Source organism: Demequina sp. (genome assembly GCF_049841215.1).
GTDB lineage: Bacteria > Actinomycetota > Actinomycetes > Actinomycetales > Demequinaceae > Demequina.
Window position 1 is genome coordinate 229,014 of the sequence record NZ_JASGEO010000024.1, and the last position, 15,329, is coordinate 244,342.

The following is a 15,329-nucleotide window of genomic DNA, read 5'->3' on the forward strand; positions in this document are numbered from 1 at the left end:
ATGGAACAGCCTGACGTCGACGAGCCGGTCTTCCTGATCTCGGCGGCCGCGGAGCTTGCGGGGATGCACGCGCAGACGCTTCGCCAGTACGACCGCCTTGGCCTCGTGGTGCCCCAACGCAGGCCCGGTGGGGGGCGCCGCTACTCGCTGCGAGACGTCGCCACGTTGCGCGAGGTGCAGCGCATGAGCCACGACGAGGGCATCAACCTCGCTGGTATTGCGCGCATTCTTTCGTTGGCGTCACGCGTCACGGAGCTTGAACGCGAGGTGGAGCGCCTGCGCCCGCGCGCGGATGTGGGAGCCCGCGTGTTCACCACCGGCTCCAGCGGCACCGTCGTCATCGTCGAGCGCGGTCAGCGCGTCTCGCGAGACGAGGGCCGCTCCGTGGTGCTCTGGCGCGGAGGCCGCTAGCTGGCGCCGAACGCCTCGATCTGCGCGGCCACATCCGCGAAGCCTGCGTCCGCCGCGCGCTCCGCCGCGTTCATGCCGGTGCCATCGACAAGCCCAACGTCCGCCCCTTGCTCGAGCAAGAACTGCACCGCTTCCGCTTGGCCCTTGTAGGCCGCCCACAGCAGCGCGTGCCCACCGCCGCCGTCGAGCTGGTTCACGTCCACCCCGTGCGCCAGGATCACCTCAAGGGTGGGCACATCGCCGTTCGCCGCAGCGATGTGGATCGCAGAACGCACGGGGAATCCCGCGTGCGACTGCTGCGCGGGATCCGCACCCGCGTCAAGGAACGCATCAACCGCCTGTGCGTTGCCCGCCGTCGCTGCGTCGAGAAGCGCGGTGCTGCCCTCGGATCCCTGCACGTCGACCCACTGCGCGGCGCCCTCCTCGGCAAGCAGCTCCACCAGTGCATCGAGGTTGCCGGCATCGAGTTGGGCACGCCACTGCTCTTGGGTGACGGTCTGCGCCGCGGCGCTTTGGCTGCCCGACGCTGTGGTTGGGGAGGGCGCTTGCTGCCCCTCCGCGCACCCAGCGAGTGTCAGCGCGGTGGCGACTGAGATGACGGCAAAGACTCGGCGGCTCATGGCGCCCTCCAGGATGGGAGGCGCCGGATGCGCCTCGGGTACGCCAAGGAAAGCGCAAAGCGGGGTCAGGCGGAACTGGTTTTATAACAGCGTTATAGAACTGTTACGGGGCGACACCCTTCCGCAGCCACCGTGCCGACTCCACGAAGGTGGCCTCTGCCGTCGCGTCGTCCACGGAAGTCCCCGCGGCGACGTCGAACTGCACGTGCCCGTGCACCGAGGCCCAGAGGTGCCTCGCGATCCGCTCGGCCTGCGGCCCATCGATCCCTAACTCCTCCCCCACGCGCGCAACGTGCGCCTCGTAGCCCACCTGCGCGATCTGCTTGGTGTGCGCGCTCGGCTCCACATCGGGGAACACGGCCAAGTACATGACCTGGTAATGGGTGGGATGGGTCAGTGCCCAGGCTCGGTACGCCACCGCGGATGACACCAGCGCGTCACCCCATGCGTTCGCACTGGCCCCGTCGTCCAGGGCGTCTCGTAACTGGGCATGACCCTCCGCGAGGATCGCATCCACGAGGCCCGTCTTGCCGTCAAAGTGAGTGTAGACGCCCATCGTCGAGCACCCAGCGCGCGCGGCCACCGCGCGCACGGTCAAGGCGGTGGGGCCGTCCTCGCGCAGGATGTCAAGCGCCGCGCCCAGAACCTCGTCGCGCGACGCCGCAGAGGGGGGACGAGCCATGGCCCGATGCTACCGACCGCTCGTGGGCTCGTGATCGACCTCCACGAGCTTGAGGCGAGCAGTGTGCCCACGCACGATGCGCACGGCTGTCCTTCTGACCCCAAAGTGAGCCGCGAGAGCGGCGACCACCGCGTCGTTTGCGGCACCGTCCACGGCCCGTTCCTTGACGTGCACGGTGAGCACAGCGTCGGGCCCCTGCTCAACGAGCGGGCCACGACGCGAACCTGGCTTGGCCCTCACCTCATACCGCAGCATCGCCCCACGCTACTGCCTGGGAAAGCACGAAGGCCGACACCGCCCTCAGCTCGGTGTCGACCCTCGTGACCGTCTAGCGCTCAGCGAAAGACGGACTCCAGGAGATCCTGGACGTGTGCGTGCGCGTCGGGCAGGGACTCAACCCATACGCGCGGAGGTTGGCGCATGAGGTTGCCCACGCGCATCTGGATGGAGCGCTCGGCGATGTGGTCGCGCAAGGCCGAAAGGCCGGTGCCGAGGTTGGCATCGCGCACCACGAGCACCGCGTAGATGCCGTCCGAAAGGCGCGCCATGGGGTGTCCGTCGCCGTACGCGTCCTTGAGCGCGTGACCAACGGCCGCATTGCGCGCGATGCGCTGCCACGGGTCGTTGTCAGATACGGAAACGTCGACGATCACGAGTGCGTGCGTCTGGCTCACCTTGGTGTTCGAGCGGCTCGCCATGCCGTACACCTCGGCGAGGCGCTGCACCAAGTACTCGCCGGTGCCAAGGCCGGACTCGGCGTCCGTCATGGTGGGGGCGACGATCGGAGCCAGGTCACGCTCGGTCCATCCCTCGCACAGCGAACGGATGGAACGGATGGGAGGGGTCTGGAACCCGGCGGCGCGGAACAGCACCGTCATGTCGTCGATCGCTTCGGTGATGCCCACGCCTGCGGCCGCGCGGGCCTGGCCAAGCCGGAAAGCCGCGGGAGCTGTGTCCTTGCCTGCCTCGAGGGCCTCAACGAGCGCCTCGGCTGCCGGCGTGTACCAGTCACCCGGACGCAGCCAGACGCTCGAAACGCTCGCGGATTCCCACGAACGCAGCAAAGTCGCCGCTGCTCCTGGTCCCGCGTTCATCACGTCTGAAGTCATGCCCTATGAGAGGGATGAGCATGGAATCTATGACGCGAGTCACACAGAATCTTTTTTCTGTGCAGAATTCAGCACACGATGTGACGAACTCCCCACCACATCGCTTGTGTGCAAACGTGCCAAAAAGGGACACTAGGAGGGCACATACCTAAGTACTGCGGGAGCCACATCTCATGACGCACGAGGCGATCGCGCTGTGGACGGAGACGTCCAGCGATCCGGAACTCATCGCTGGCGTGCGCGCCGGCGATGTGACTGCCTTTGGCGTGCTCTACGAGCGGCACGTGGATGCGGCCCGCAAAGTAGCGGCCCAGTACACGAATACGGCCACCGACGTGGACGACGTTGTGGCCGAATCCTTCTCTCGCGTGCTGCGCGCGCTCCAGCAGGGCGACGGCCCGGATCTGGCCTTCCGCGCCTACCTCTTCACCATCGTTCGCCGCACCGGCATGGATGTCATCAACCGCGGCAACCGCACGCGGCCCGGCGACGACATGTCGCAATACGAGTCCGCGCTTGGCTACGAGGCACCCTCGGACGAGGGAGCCCTCCAAGGATTTGAGCAAGGCATAGTCGCCGATGCGTTCCGTTCGCTCCCCGAGCGCTGGCAGGCCGTGCTTTGGTACACCGAGGTGGAGAAGAAATCCCCCAAAGAGATTGCACCCCTGCTTGGCCTCACCGCGAACGGCGTGGCCGCGCTCGCGTATCGCGCGCGCGAGGCGCTGCGCCAGGCGTACCTCCAGCAACACCTCAACACCACCGAGTCCATGGACTGTCTCGCGGCGAATGCCCAGTTGGGTGCCTACGTGCGCGGCGGCCTCGCGAAGCGCGACCACGCGAAGGTGGACGAGCACGTGCGCTCGTGCGACGAGTGTGCGGCACTCGTTGCCGAGCTCGAGGACGTCAACCGCGGCATGCGCGGGGTCATTGCCCCGCTCATCCTCGGCGTGCTTGGCGTTGGAGCTCTCGAGGGAGGCCTGCCGGTAGGCGGCGCGCTCGGAGGCAAGGCTTCGGCAGGATCGAGCGCCGGCGGCGCCGGGGGCACCGCAGGCGCGGGTGGCTCCACGGCGGCGTCCGTTGGCACCGGATTCGCCGCATGGATCGCGTCGACGGCGTCGATCGCGCTACCCGCAGCTGCTGCGGTCGGCGTCGTCGCGCTCGCTGTGTCCGCAGCGAGCTACCTGGGTGTGTTCAATCCGCTCGGCAGGAGCGAGGGCCAGACTCCCAACCCTGCACCCACCACCGAGGCCACGCCCTCCACGGAGCCGAGCGCTTTGCCGAGCGCTTCGCCAAGTGCCGAACCCAGCGTTGAGCCGTCCGCAGAGCCGTCTGTAGAGCCGACGGTGGGGCCGGGCTCTGCGCCGAACGGCACCGGAACCACGCCCACCAATGGCACGGGCACCGGGGTGACCAATCCTGGTACCAACCCGGGCACAGACCCTGGTACCGATCCCGGCACTGATCCAACGGACCCCACGGACCCCACGGACCCGACTGATCCAACGGACCCGACTGATCCAACGGACCCGCCCGTTCCCCCCAAGGTCGCAGCCCTCTCCATCGGCCAGGCACCGCTCGACACCCTCGAGATCACCGGCACCAACCCCAACATCACGATGTCGCTCGAGAACTCCGGCGATGGCGATGCCGGGGAGGTCACGGCGTCGATCACGCTTCCGGGCGGCCTCTCGTTCGCACCGGTCTCCGGAGGCAGCGGCGCAAGATCGGTGTCCCCCGCGAGCAAGCTCGCTACCTTCCTGCGGTTCGCTCAAGAGTCCACCTTCGCCGCGGGCGACTGGGAATGCTCGGCGAACTCCGCGCGCACCACGGTGACGTGTGAGATTCCGCAGCTTCTCGCGGGCGACTCGGCGACGCTGAGCCTCAACCTGTCGCCGATCACGGACGCCACGTTCCTCGGCGACGACGCGACGACCAGTTTCACCGCAACGTCCGGCGACGTCACGGTCTCGTACAAGGCGCACACCCGCGTGGAACAGAGCGCCAAGGACCTCAAGGGCACATACGCCGCCACGGGCCACCTCGCGGCCACCCAAGTGGGCGCTCCGGTCATGGGCTGCGACCTCAGCAAGTCGGCGTGCAAGTCCGTGATGGCCTTCTCGGGCACAGGCACCGGAAAAGACACGATCAGCGGCTCGAACAACAACGACCAGAACATGATCCCGCTCAACCGCGCTGGCGGCGTCACGAACTCTGGCTTCACCAACCTGTCCACACAGTTCCTTCCGAGTGGCGCCAAGGTCACCTACGCCTTGCTCGAGTGGTCAGCCAACAAGCACACGTCAGACAAGTGGACCGGCGCCCGCGACACCGCGCGCCTCATGGTTCCTGGCGGCGCCTACCAACAAGTCACCGCAGACTCCTCGACGGTAATCACCAAGGACAACAGGGACTACTACCAGTCCCGCGCGGACGTCACCGATCTGGTTGCGGCGGCAGGCAACGGCACCTACTCGCTTGCCGACATCGCGCTGAGCGCCACGTCGCTTGACCCCACGCGCACCTACTACGGCGGCTTCACCCTCACCGTTGTCTACGAGCTGGACTCGCTGCCAACGTCAAGGGTTGCCGTGTTCACGGGAAGCAAGTGGGTGGACAGTTCGGCGAAGACGGACTTCACCTTCCTCGCCGATTCCGCCGCCAAGGCCACCGTTGGCTGGACCACCTGGGACGCTGACCGCGGTACCACCGGCGACGCATTCATGGTGAACAAGACGGCCCTCACGCCGCTTGGCTGGACGGGTTCCAGCACCGTCGAGCACGACCCCACGAACGCTGCGGACGCCTCGGCATTTGGATCCGAGTTCGCCAACACACTCGGTGTTGACGCCAAGTCCTTTAAGCCCATGGTGGTGGCACCAGGCGTCCACACCCTGAAGGCGAGCACGAACGGCGACAACTACCTCGTGGGCTCGCTCACGGTCACGCTGACCGACGTCGACTAGCTCCATACAGCGCGATCGCGCCCACCAACCCCACGAACGCAACTGCCACCGTGGCGCCAATAGGCCCCGCCGTCTCGTAACGCGCCAATTGCACCGCTAGGGGTCTGCCAAGGCTGGTGGCCTTGTAGCAATAGCCAACAAAATCGTCGGGGCCTACTCGCGACGACCGAGTCCACGCTTGCGCCTGCGCAACCGTGCCGTCGGGCGCTGCTGCCAACTGTGCCGCCGTGAACTGGGGCGCGTCGACCACCCACGCCAAGGGGCTAGCGAACGCGATCCACGCCACGTCCTCCGAGTGTTGGCGCGTCACCTGCACGGTCTCTTCGCTGCAGAGGTAGGCGGGGCGGTTGCCGGCGTACGTGGCGGTGAATCCGTAGCTCGAGATGGCCTCGGTGACGGACGTCCGGGGAAGCAGCGCCGCGGCCACGCCAAGCGGCGCAAGGGCGATCACCACCGTCGCGACGGCCGCCGCAGCCCTGTTCCACGCGCGCTCTCGCAGGCCCAAGGCGAGCCCAAACCACGCGCCACCGGCGCCGGAAATGGCGAGCACCGAGAGCGTGGGAACCGCAGCGGACTCGTCCCACTCCTCGGCGAGAGCGGTGACGATCACCAAGGGCACGCTTGCGAGCGCGAGGGCCGCACCCGCCAGTCCCGTCACCGCCCACGCGGCAACGCGAGCGCCCCAGTCTCCCGTGAGGCCGCGGTTTCCCGCCCACGCGCCCGACGCTGGGGTCACCAGGGCCGCCGCCACCAGTGCCGCGGTGGTCACCCACGCTCCCCTGGTAATCGCGAAGGTCACTGCCGCGGCCACGGCAGGAATCACAAAGCACGCGGCGAGGGCAAGGTGCCAGTGGCGGTCCCGGAGCGCGGCATTCGCGCTGTCGCGGAAGGTGCGGCGTGGGGGGCGCGGCTCGCGGCGCTCGATCGCCACGTTGTCGTCATCGAGCGCGACCGTGAAGACCACCGTCTGGCCCATGCCCTCACGCTACGTGACCGGGCCGCGTTGCGCTCGCGACTAGGAGACGACCCCGGAGTGGGCGTTAGGGCGAACGATGAACCACAGCGCAACGTGAGCGATGAGCAGGGCACCGATCATGACTCCCGCCATCGAGACCACCGAGACCCCAAGGAAGCCAATGAGCGGAGTCACGAGGCCGGGAAGCAGCGAGTTCAACGCGCCAATGAGCGACGCCGCGGTGCCCGCCTCTTCCGCGTGGTTGGCGAGAGCCGTGACCTGCACGGTGGGCATGATGATGCCCAGTGGGGAGACCACGAAGAACAGCGACACCAGCACCCACATGAGTGGGCCATCAACGAGCCCGCACAGCAGCAGCGACACGGCACCGCTCGTCATGATGATGAGGCCCGCCGTCGCCACCGACTTGGGCGCGAAGCGCCGCATGAGGCGTGCCGAGATCTGCGTCGCGGCAACAAGACCGAGCGAGTTCGCACCAAAGGCGAGCGCGAACTGCTGCGCGTCGAGGCCGAAGGTGTCCTGCAACAGGAACGAGCTCCCGGAGAGGTAGCTGAACAGCGCTGTGAAGGCCATTGAGCCCAGGATGGCTGCACCAACAAAGGCGCGGTCGCGGATCAGGTGGCCGTAGCGTCGGGCAACTGCCTTGCCCGAGAAGACGCCTCGCCGCTCCGCAGGGAGCGTTTCGATCATCAAGAAGGACGCGACGAGCACCATCACGAGGCCGTAGGCGGCGAGGAAGAAGAACACGCCATGCCAGTCCGTGACGCGCAGCAGTTGCGCGCCGATCACGGGCGCGAGCACGGGTGCGAGGCCCCACACGAGCGCCAAGCGGGACAGCATGCGAATGAGCCGCTGGCCCGAGAAGAGGTCGCGCACCACCGCCATCGCGACCACACCGGAACCGGCGGCGCCGATGCCCTGGAAGACGCGGCCAACGGTGACAAGCTCGACGGTGGGCGCGAATGCGATCGCGAGCGAGGCGACCACGTGGATTCCCGTGGCGATGATGAGGGGCTTGCGTCGGCCAAAAGCGTCCGCGAGCGGGCCCACGATCAATTGGCCAAGCGCGAATCCAACGAGCGTGGCGGTGAGGGTGATCTGGATGGCGGCGTCGGAGGCGTTGAGGTCATCGGCCACCGCGGGGAAGGCGGGAAGGTAGAGGTCGATCGTGAAGGGACCGAGCGCGCTCAGCGCGCCAAGAATGATGATGTAGCCGAGCCGTTGCGCGCTGGTGAATGCGTCGCCCCGCGAGGGTTCGACGGCGACCGCCTCGATGGGGGCCTCAGTCTTGGTGTTGGTCATGCGCGCGCTCGTGTTCTCTTGCAGATGGTGGTTCGTGTGGTGCGGCGCCTTTGCCGGCAAGGGTCACGACTCCCTTGCGACAGGTACAACCTTACCAAGCGGTAGGGCATTCCGGAAAGTGTGGATGGTGGTACTGAGAGGGCCTAGTTGATGGGGCTGATGATGGGGTCGGGGCTGGTGCTGGTGGTGGGGCCGGGGGTCGGCTGGCGAGCTGGCCCCGCGCGCCGTGCACACCGGGTCCCTATAGGACACGACCAACTGCAAAAACCGGACCTGAGGTCCCTACAGGAGACCTGGCAGGACGAGCCAGCCGTAGCGTCGGGCAGGAGGGGCGAGGGAGGGGCTGAGCCAGCCACAGCGTCGGGCAGGACAGGCGACGCGATGAGCCAGGCGACGCGCCGGGATAGGGCGACCGCCGGGCCAAAACCCCAAGGAGGCCGCAAGGACACGGCGAGACGAAAAGGGCCGAGGGCCCTGCCCTTCCGCAGGGATCAAGCCTGACCGCCCGAAGGAAGGGTAGGGCCCTCGGCCCGACAAACTACGCGCGACTCAGCCGCGCTAGTTCTTAGTAGCCTGCGCATTCACCTCGTACGACGTGTTGGTCGCCTCGAAGAAGTTCACGAGCTGCAGCGTGTCGTTCGCCGTCGCCATCCACTTCGCAGGGTTGGAGACGTTGTAGTAGGAGTCGAAGCCGAGCTCCTCGAGACGGCGGTCTGCCAGGTACTTCACGTACTGGTTCACGTAGTCGGCGTTGAGGCCGAGGATGCCGGTGGGGAGGAGGTCGCGGTTGTAGGCCTCTTCCATTTCCACGGCGTCGAGAATCATCTGGCGGATCTCTTCGGCGAACTCGGCGTCCTGGAGGTCTTCGTTCTCTTCCAGCACGGTGAGGATGAGGTTGATGCCGAACTGCAGGTGCAGCGACTCATCGCGGATGATCCAGTCCATAAGCGAACCGAAATTGCGCAGCAGGTTCCGCTGGCGGAAGCTCAGCGCCACCATGAAGCCCGAGTAGAACCAGATGCCCTCAAGGATGATGTTGTAGGCGATGAGGTTGCGGACAAAGTCCTTCTTGCCCTCGGTGGTGGTGATGTCGAGGGTGTCCTCGGTCATGCGCTTGATGAACTTGACCTCGAACTCCTCCTTCGCGGCCATCGACGGCACCTCGACGTGGGATTCGTACGCCGCGTCACGGTCGATGGGGAACGTCTCGAGGACGTACTCGAACGACATGCAGTGGTTCGCCTCTTCCCACATCTGCTTCGCGAGGTACAGGTGGCACTCGGGAGCATTGATGTAGGGGTACACGCCGAACGCGAGCGCCTTGTTGACGAGCAGCTCATTGGGGTTGAAGTACGACATCAGGTGGGTGACGGCGTGCTTCTCTTCGGGCGTCATCTTCTTGAAGTCCGCGAGGTCTTCACCCAACTGGATCTCGTTGGGGAACCACGTGTTTGCGACGGCCTGGTTGTAGAGGTCGTACGCCCACGGGTACGTGATTGGCTTGAGCAGCAGTCCGTCTTGGATGCCGGTGCCGAGGATTCCCATGTTCTTAACTCCTAAAGTCGTCGACGATTACTGGCACGACTCGCACTGGAGCCGCTCCATCGGGTCCACTGGGCACGCTACTCCGCCGACCATTTCGCTGTCGTCCGCAACGATCTCGAAGGACGTGGCGCCCTCTGGCGCCTCGAAGGCTTCGCTGCCCGTCGCTGTGGCTGGCTCTTCCTCGCGCGTCACCTCTGGCAGGGCTGCCGGGGGGACGGCCGGCTGTGCCTCGGGGGCGGTGGCGAAGGCCTTGGCGGCCACGGCGTCGAAGACCGATGCGGGTGCCACTGCGGGAACAGCGCCCGTGACTGCAGGGGCGTCGGAGAGGGACACGGAGGCGCCCTCCACGATCTCCTCAGCGATCTCCGCTGCGGGCTCGGCAGCCACCGCTGCCGCGGGAGCCGCGGCGGCCGCGGCACCAAAGCCCTTGCGCACCGGGGCGGCTGCCTCGGCGACCGGAGCCTCGGCGACCGGAGCGTCGGACTCAACTACAGCGTCGGCCGCTGCCGTTGCCTCGGCGCTGACCGCCTTCTTGGCACCGCCAAAGCCACCGAAGCCCCGCTTGGCAGGGGCCGCGCCGCCTGCGGACTTGGCCACCTGGCCGGCGCCGGCTGCGGAGCCGGTGGAGGCGAGGCGCTCGGCCTTGTTGACGCGCACCGTCGACTGCTCGGCGGTGTGACGCGGCTTCATGTGGAGGTAGTACGTGGTCTTCACGCCGCGCTCCCAGGCCGCCGAGTACAGCGCCATCATGTTGTCGACGTCGCGGTCCTCGAGGTAGATGTTGCGGCTGATGGCCTGGTCAATCCACTTCTGGGCGCGCGCCGCCACCTCGATGAAGGCGTAGGGCGAGAGCTGGAACGAGGTCTTGTAGACGTCCTTGAGGTGCTGGGGAACTTCGTCGAGTTGCGAGAGGTCGCCCTGCACGGCCAGGAGGTCGTCCTTCACGGACTCCCACAGGCCGATGTCCTGGAGGTCCTTGACGAGGTTGCGGTTGACCTCAAGGAACTTGCCGGACGACGTGGCGCGGCTGAAGATCTGCGAGAACTGGGGGTCGAAGCCGGGCGTGGTGCCAGCTACGAGACCAATGGACGCGGTGGGCGCGACGGCCATGAGGGTGGCGTTGCGGATGCCACCCTTGACCTTGGCGCGCAGCGAGTCCCAGTCCTGACGGATGGTGCGGTCCACCGTGATGGCGATGCCGCGGTCTGCCTCGGCTTCGGCGATAGTGTCGAACGGCACCTTGCCCTTGGACCAGCCGGAGCCCTCGAAGTTGTTGTACGCGCCGCGCTCACGGGCAAGGTCCGCGGAGGCGTCGATCGCGTGGAAGGACACGAACTCGACGATCTCGTCGATGAGTTCGTAGGCCTCCTCGGACTCGTAGGCGAGGCCAAGGCGTTCCGTGAGGTCGGTGTAGCCCATGACGCCAAGGCCGATGGCACGGTTCTCACGGTTGGCGAACTCGGACTCCGGCACGGAGCTGAGCGTGATGTCCACGAGGTTGTCGAGCTGGCGCACGGCGAGTCGCGTGGACTCCTTCATGCGGTCCCAGTCGATCTTGCCGTCTACCAGGTGCGTCGAGAGGTTCACGGATGCCAGGTTGCAGACGGCGATGTTCTCGCGGTCCTGCGGCAGGCAGATCTCGGTGCAGAGGTTGGACAGGTGGATGGTGCCGGTGTTGGTGTTGAGGGCACGCAGGTTGATGGTGTCCTTCCACGTGAGCCACGGGTGCGAAGAGCCCTGGAGCATCACGAGGATCGACTTGTACTGCTCGCGAGCGCGCATCTTCTTGAAGGTGCGCATCTTGCCGGCCTCCGCGAGGGCCACGTACTGGCCGTAGCGCGTGGAGAACTCGGAACCGACGAGCTCCACGAGGTCGGGGGTCTCAGCGGGGTCGAAGAGGTACCAGTCCTGATCGTTCTGGACACGCTTCATGAACTCGTCGGAGATCCACACCGCGGTGTTGGCCGTGCGCGTGCGGCGGTAGGGGTCGCCGGAGTTCTGACGCAGGTCGAGGAACTGGTGGAAGTCGAGGTGCCAGTTCTCCATGTAGAAGCACAGGGCGCCGAACTTCTTGCCGCCACGGCTCACCGCGCGCAGCGTGGAGTCGATGGTGTGCATGAACGGGATGGGGCCCGTGGACGTGGTGTTGTTGGACTTGATGGGCGAGCCCTCGGAACGGAGCTTGGTGACCGACAGACCGATGCCGCCCGTGCCCTTGGTGAGCCACATGACGTCACGCACGGACTTGGCGATGTGCTCGATGTCGTCTTCCATCTGCATCACGAAGCAGTTGGACAGCTGGGGGTACGAGGTGCCAGCGTTGACGAGCGTGGAGCCGGCGGGGAGGTAGTCGAGCTTGGAGATCTTGTCGTAGAACTGCAGCGCCATCTCGGTGGGGTTGGCCTCGTTGAGCGACAGGCCCATGCACACGCGCATCCAGAAGTACTGGGGGACCTCGAGAGCCTTGCCGTGGCGGTCCGTGATCATGTAGCGGTTGCGCATGGTGACGGTCCCGATGTACTTCAGGAGGTCGTCACGCGTGTGGTCGATCGCCGCTGCGAGCGCGTCAAGGTCAAAGAGGGTCTCGAGGCGGGTGTCGAGGAGGCCCTCCTCGACGGCGTCGCGGATGTAGCCGGGGAAGCGCGCCTGGTGCAGCAGCGCCAGCTCAAGCTCGGACTCGTAGCCGCCGAGCACGCGCTTGTAGATGACCTTGCGCAGCAGGCGAGCGGCGATGGTGTCGAAGTTGGGGTCGTCCTTGACGTTCTGCACCGCCACACCGATGGCGGCTTCGTCGAGCTGCTCGGTGGTGATGCCGTCGAAGAGCGTGATCGCGAGCTCGGTGGCCACCTGGGTGGTCATCGAGATTTGGTCGGGCAGGCCGATGGCCGCGCGCTCGATCGCCTTGTTGATGCGGTCCGCGTTGTAGGGCTCGCGCGTGCCGTCACGCTTAGTGACGTGAATACCAGTGCGGATGCCGCCGGTCTCTGCGGGCGCCTCGGTGTTCTCTGTGGTGGTGTTCTCGGTGATCGTCACGGCGCTCCCCTTCGTTTGCGATCTGTGGCCTTGGATGACCTGGTGTATTGACGACTTTGCGACGCTCTTGCGGCGGCGAAGCCCGTAGCCGGGCCACATCGTCGTCAACTCGAGGCGTAGCCACGAACTTAGTACGAATTACAACGGTGTGCAACTAGATATAGGGGGTGTTTTTGGAAACTGCCCCTAGATGTTGTGGTTCTGTTGAAAACCTGTGTATACGGTTGTGGACTACTCGGCGTGTCGTCCACACCCCAGGCGGATACCTGTTGAACACTCTGCAACCCGTTCTTCATCCCCACCAGACAACGGTCTCACCGGGGTCTGACATGGCGCCGTGACGACGGGGGCCTCTCGCATCTGACCGTCAGATTCCGCGAGGTCACGGAAAGCGGCGGACTAACCCGCCGCACGCCCGTCAGAATCCGCGAACGCCACAGCTACCCAAAGCCCCCGTCCCGACGCTGAGGTCACCTAGCCACGAAACCCGGCCCCGCCGTCGGACGGATGCGCCCTGGCGGCCACCACGGCGTCGGAAACGGCGCTTGCGACGCGGTGCGTGCCGCCAGGGCACTTTCAGGGAAGCCGCGCACACCAACCACCCGACGCTGTGGCCGGCTCAGCGCCGCGCCCGGCTCAGTGCCGCACCCGACGCTGTAGCAGACCTACCCTTTGACCGCGCCGCCCAACCCAGCAGAGCGCAAGAACACCCGCTGGAACAGCAGGAACATCACCACGGGAATGATCGTCGCGATCGCGAGCGCGGCGAGGAACACGTCCAGCTCGGTCTGAGACTCCACGGCGGGCAGGCGCACGGAAAGCGGCTGACGCGCCGGATCCGGCAGCACCAGCATGGGCCACAGGAAGTCCTTCCACGCCGCGATGATCGCGAACACGGACACCACGCCAAGGATGGGCTTGGACATCGGGATCACGATGGACGAGAACAGCCGAAACGGGCCCGCGCCATCCGTGCGCGCGGCCTCGATGACGTCGCGCGGCAGGTTGTCGAAGAACCGCTTGACCAACAAGATATTGAACGCGTTCGCCGCCATAGGCAGCCACACGGCCAAGTAGTTGTTGAGCATCGAGTAGTCGCGGCCAAGCAGCGGTGGGCTCACGATCGTGAGATACAACGGCACCAGCAGCACCACGGCCGGAATGAACAGCGTGGCGAGCACCGCGGCGTTGAGCAGCCCCGAGTACTTCGGCCGCAGAATCGACAGCGTGTACGCGCCGGTGGTGGCGATCAGTAGCTGGAACAGCCACGCCCCCGCCGCGATGATCACCGTGTTGAGGAAGTACTTGTCGATCTCGACGTCGTTCCACGCGGTGGAAAGGTTGGCCCAGTCCATGCCATTGGGCCACAGCGCGAACGGCTGCTGCAGGGTGTCCTGCGTGGGCGTGATCGCAGACTTCGCGAGCCACAGAATGGGGCCAAGCCCCACCACTACGAGCGACACAGTAAGGAAGGTGTGGACGCCGCGCATGGTCCAGCGCACGCGCGGCTGGCGCCGCTCGGCAGAAGAGACGATGCTGCGGTCGGAGTCCGTGAGCGAGCCCGCGCCCGCACGGCGCCTACGATCACGCCACGACACGAGCCGCCATCCCCCAGCGGAAACAGGCTCCCCCGCCTCCTCCGCGTCGGGCGCGAGCACGGCGATCGGGGCTCGCGAGAATCCGGTCTGCGTCATGAGGTGCTCCAGCGGTTGGTGAGGCGGAAGTAAACCCAGCTCAGCACGGCGAGGAACAGCGCAAGCATCACGGACAGCGCCGTGGCCATGCCGTAGTTACCGCCGAGCGAGTTCTGGAAGGCGTACCTATAGATAAGGAGCAGGATCGTCACGGTGGCGTTAGCAGGGCCACCGCCCGTGAACAGGAACGGCTCCAGGAACACTTGCGCGGTCGCGAGGATCTGCAAAATGAGCATCACGAACAGCACGCCGCGGAGCTGCGGCAGGGTCACGTGCCAGATCTTGCGCCAAATACCAGCGCCGTCAACCTCGGCGGCGTCATACAACTCGGGCGGCACAATCAGCAGCGCGGCCAGGTAGATGATGATGGACCCGCCAGCTGCAGCCCACGTCGCCTCGATCACCAAGGCGGGCATGGCCTGCGTTTGGCTCTGCAGGAAGTCTTGCGGCGGGATCCCAAACCAGCCAAGGATCACGTTGAACGGACCCTGTTCGGAGGCGTCGTAGAACACGCGCCACAACAGCACCGCCACCACCGGCGGAATCACCACGGGCAAGTACGCGAGCGCGGAGTAGAACCCCTTGCCGCGGCGCACCTCGCTCATGAGCACCGCCATGATGATGGGGATGGGGAAGCCCATGATGAGCGCCAGCAGCGCAAAGTACCCGGTGTTCGCGATCGCGGTGCCCAGCAGCGGATCGCGCAGCACCGCGGTGAAGTTGTCGAAGCCTACCCACGTGGCGGGCTGCACCAAGTTGGTCTTCTGAAAGCTCATGATCACCGAGCGGATGATGGGCAGCCAGCTGAAGATCGTGAATACAAAGATCATTGGCAGCGCGAAGAGCAGGGTGGTGAGCCCTCCCCCGCGCACCCACGTGGCCGGGTTAGCTGCCCGACGCTGGCGCACCTTTGGGCTCTCGCGCACCTCGGGTGTGGTTGCCATTGCTCTCCTTCAAGCGGTTGTGTTGCGGGGTGGTGGCCGGCGCGGGGCTC

Annotated in this window: 12 protein-coding genes; 2 read left to right on the plus strand and 10 right to left on the minus strand. The window is 66.2% G+C overall.

Features of this window, described 5'->3' with window-relative positions; translation table 11 throughout:
- Nucleotides 1-411, plus strand: a complete 411-nt coding sequence (locus QM618_RS12420; RefSeq protein ID WP_428099743.1) for a heat shock protein transcriptional repressor HspR — start codon at nt 1-3, stop codon at nt 409-411.
- Here the strand turns inward: QM618_RS12420 and QM618_RS12425 are convergent.
- From QM618_RS12425 to QM618_RS12440, 4 genes are all read right to left on the minus strand, one after another.
- Nucleotides 408-1,031, minus strand: a complete 624-nt coding sequence (locus QM618_RS12425) for an ankyrin repeat domain-containing protein (protein ID WP_428099745.1) — start codon at nt 1,029-1,031, stop codon at nt 408-410. The genes QM618_RS12420 and QM618_RS12425 overlap by 4 nt on opposite strands.
- A gap of 103 nt (nt 1,032-1,134) precedes the next feature.
- Nucleotides 1,135-1,713 carry a TetR/AcrR family transcriptional regulator gene (locus QM618_RS12430; RefSeq protein WP_428099747.1) on the minus strand — a complete coding sequence of 193 codons (579 nt, stop codon included), beginning with the start codon at nt 1,711-1,713 and terminating at the stop codon, nt 1,135-1,137.
- A 9-nt stretch (nt 1,714-1,722) separates the two neighbouring features.
- A complete protein-coding gene (locus QM618_RS12435) occupies nt 1,723-1,968 on the minus strand; it encodes a DUF167 domain-containing protein (protein ID WP_428099749.1) in 246 nt (81 codons plus the stop codon).
- 80 nt (nt 1,969-2,048) lie between these two features.
- A complete protein-coding gene (locus tag QM618_RS12440; RefSeq protein WP_428099751.1) occupies nt 2,049-2,822 on the minus strand; it encodes a hypothetical protein in 774 nt (257 codons plus the stop codon).
- 173 nt (nt 2,823-2,995) lie between these two features.
- On the opposite strand from QM618_RS12440, the gene QM618_RS12445 reads away from it, so the two are divergent.
- Nucleotides 2,996-5,785: a sigma-70 family RNA polymerase sigma factor gene (locus QM618_RS12445; protein ID WP_428099753.1), complete on the plus strand. Its 2,790-nt coding sequence runs from the start codon at nt 2,996-2,998 to the stop codon at nt 5,783-5,785.
- On the opposite strand, the gene QM618_RS12450 is transcribed toward QM618_RS12445, so the two are convergent.
- The 6 genes from QM618_RS12450 to QM618_RS12475 form a co-directional block, all read right to left on the minus strand.
- Complete coding sequence (locus QM618_RS12450; RefSeq protein ID WP_428099755.1) at nt 5,763-6,761, minus strand: hypothetical protein; 999 nt, start codon at nt 6,759-6,761, stop codon at nt 5,763-5,765. The genes QM618_RS12445 and QM618_RS12450 overlap by 23 nt on opposite strands.
- Nucleotides 6,762-6,800: 39 nt before the next feature.
- Nucleotides 6,801-8,063 (minus strand): multidrug effflux MFS transporter, encoded by a 1,263-nt coding sequence (locus QM618_RS12455; protein ID WP_428099757.1) that lies wholly within the window; start codon nt 8,061-8,063, stop codon nt 6,801-6,803.
- Between the two features lie 558 nt (nt 8,064-8,621).
- Entirely contained in the window at nt 8,622-9,608 is a 987-nt protein-coding gene (locus QM618_RS12460; protein ID WP_428099759.1) for a ribonucleotide-diphosphate reductase subunit beta, read from the minus strand.
- Between the two features lie 27 nt (nt 9,609-9,635).
- Complete coding sequence (locus tag QM618_RS12465; protein WP_428099775.1) at nt 9,636-12,581, minus strand: ribonucleoside-diphosphate reductase subunit alpha; 2,946 nt, start codon at nt 12,579-12,581, stop codon at nt 9,636-9,638.
- A 725-nt stretch (nt 12,582-13,306) separates the two neighbouring features.
- The gene (locus QM618_RS12470; protein ID WP_428099761.1) at nt 13,307-14,335 is read right to left on the minus strand and encodes a carbohydrate ABC transporter permease; all 1,029 of its coding nucleotides are present in this window, start codon (nt 14,333-14,335) and stop codon (nt 13,307-13,309) included.
- Nucleotides 14,332-15,279 carry a carbohydrate ABC transporter permease gene (locus tag QM618_RS12475; protein WP_428099763.1) on the minus strand — a complete coding sequence of 316 codons (948 nt, stop codon included), beginning with the start codon at nt 15,277-15,279 and terminating at the stop codon, nt 14,332-14,334. The genes QM618_RS12470 and QM618_RS12475 overlap by 4 nt, the downstream gene beginning before the upstream one ends.
- Between the last annotated feature and the right edge of the window lie 50 nt (nt 15,280-15,329).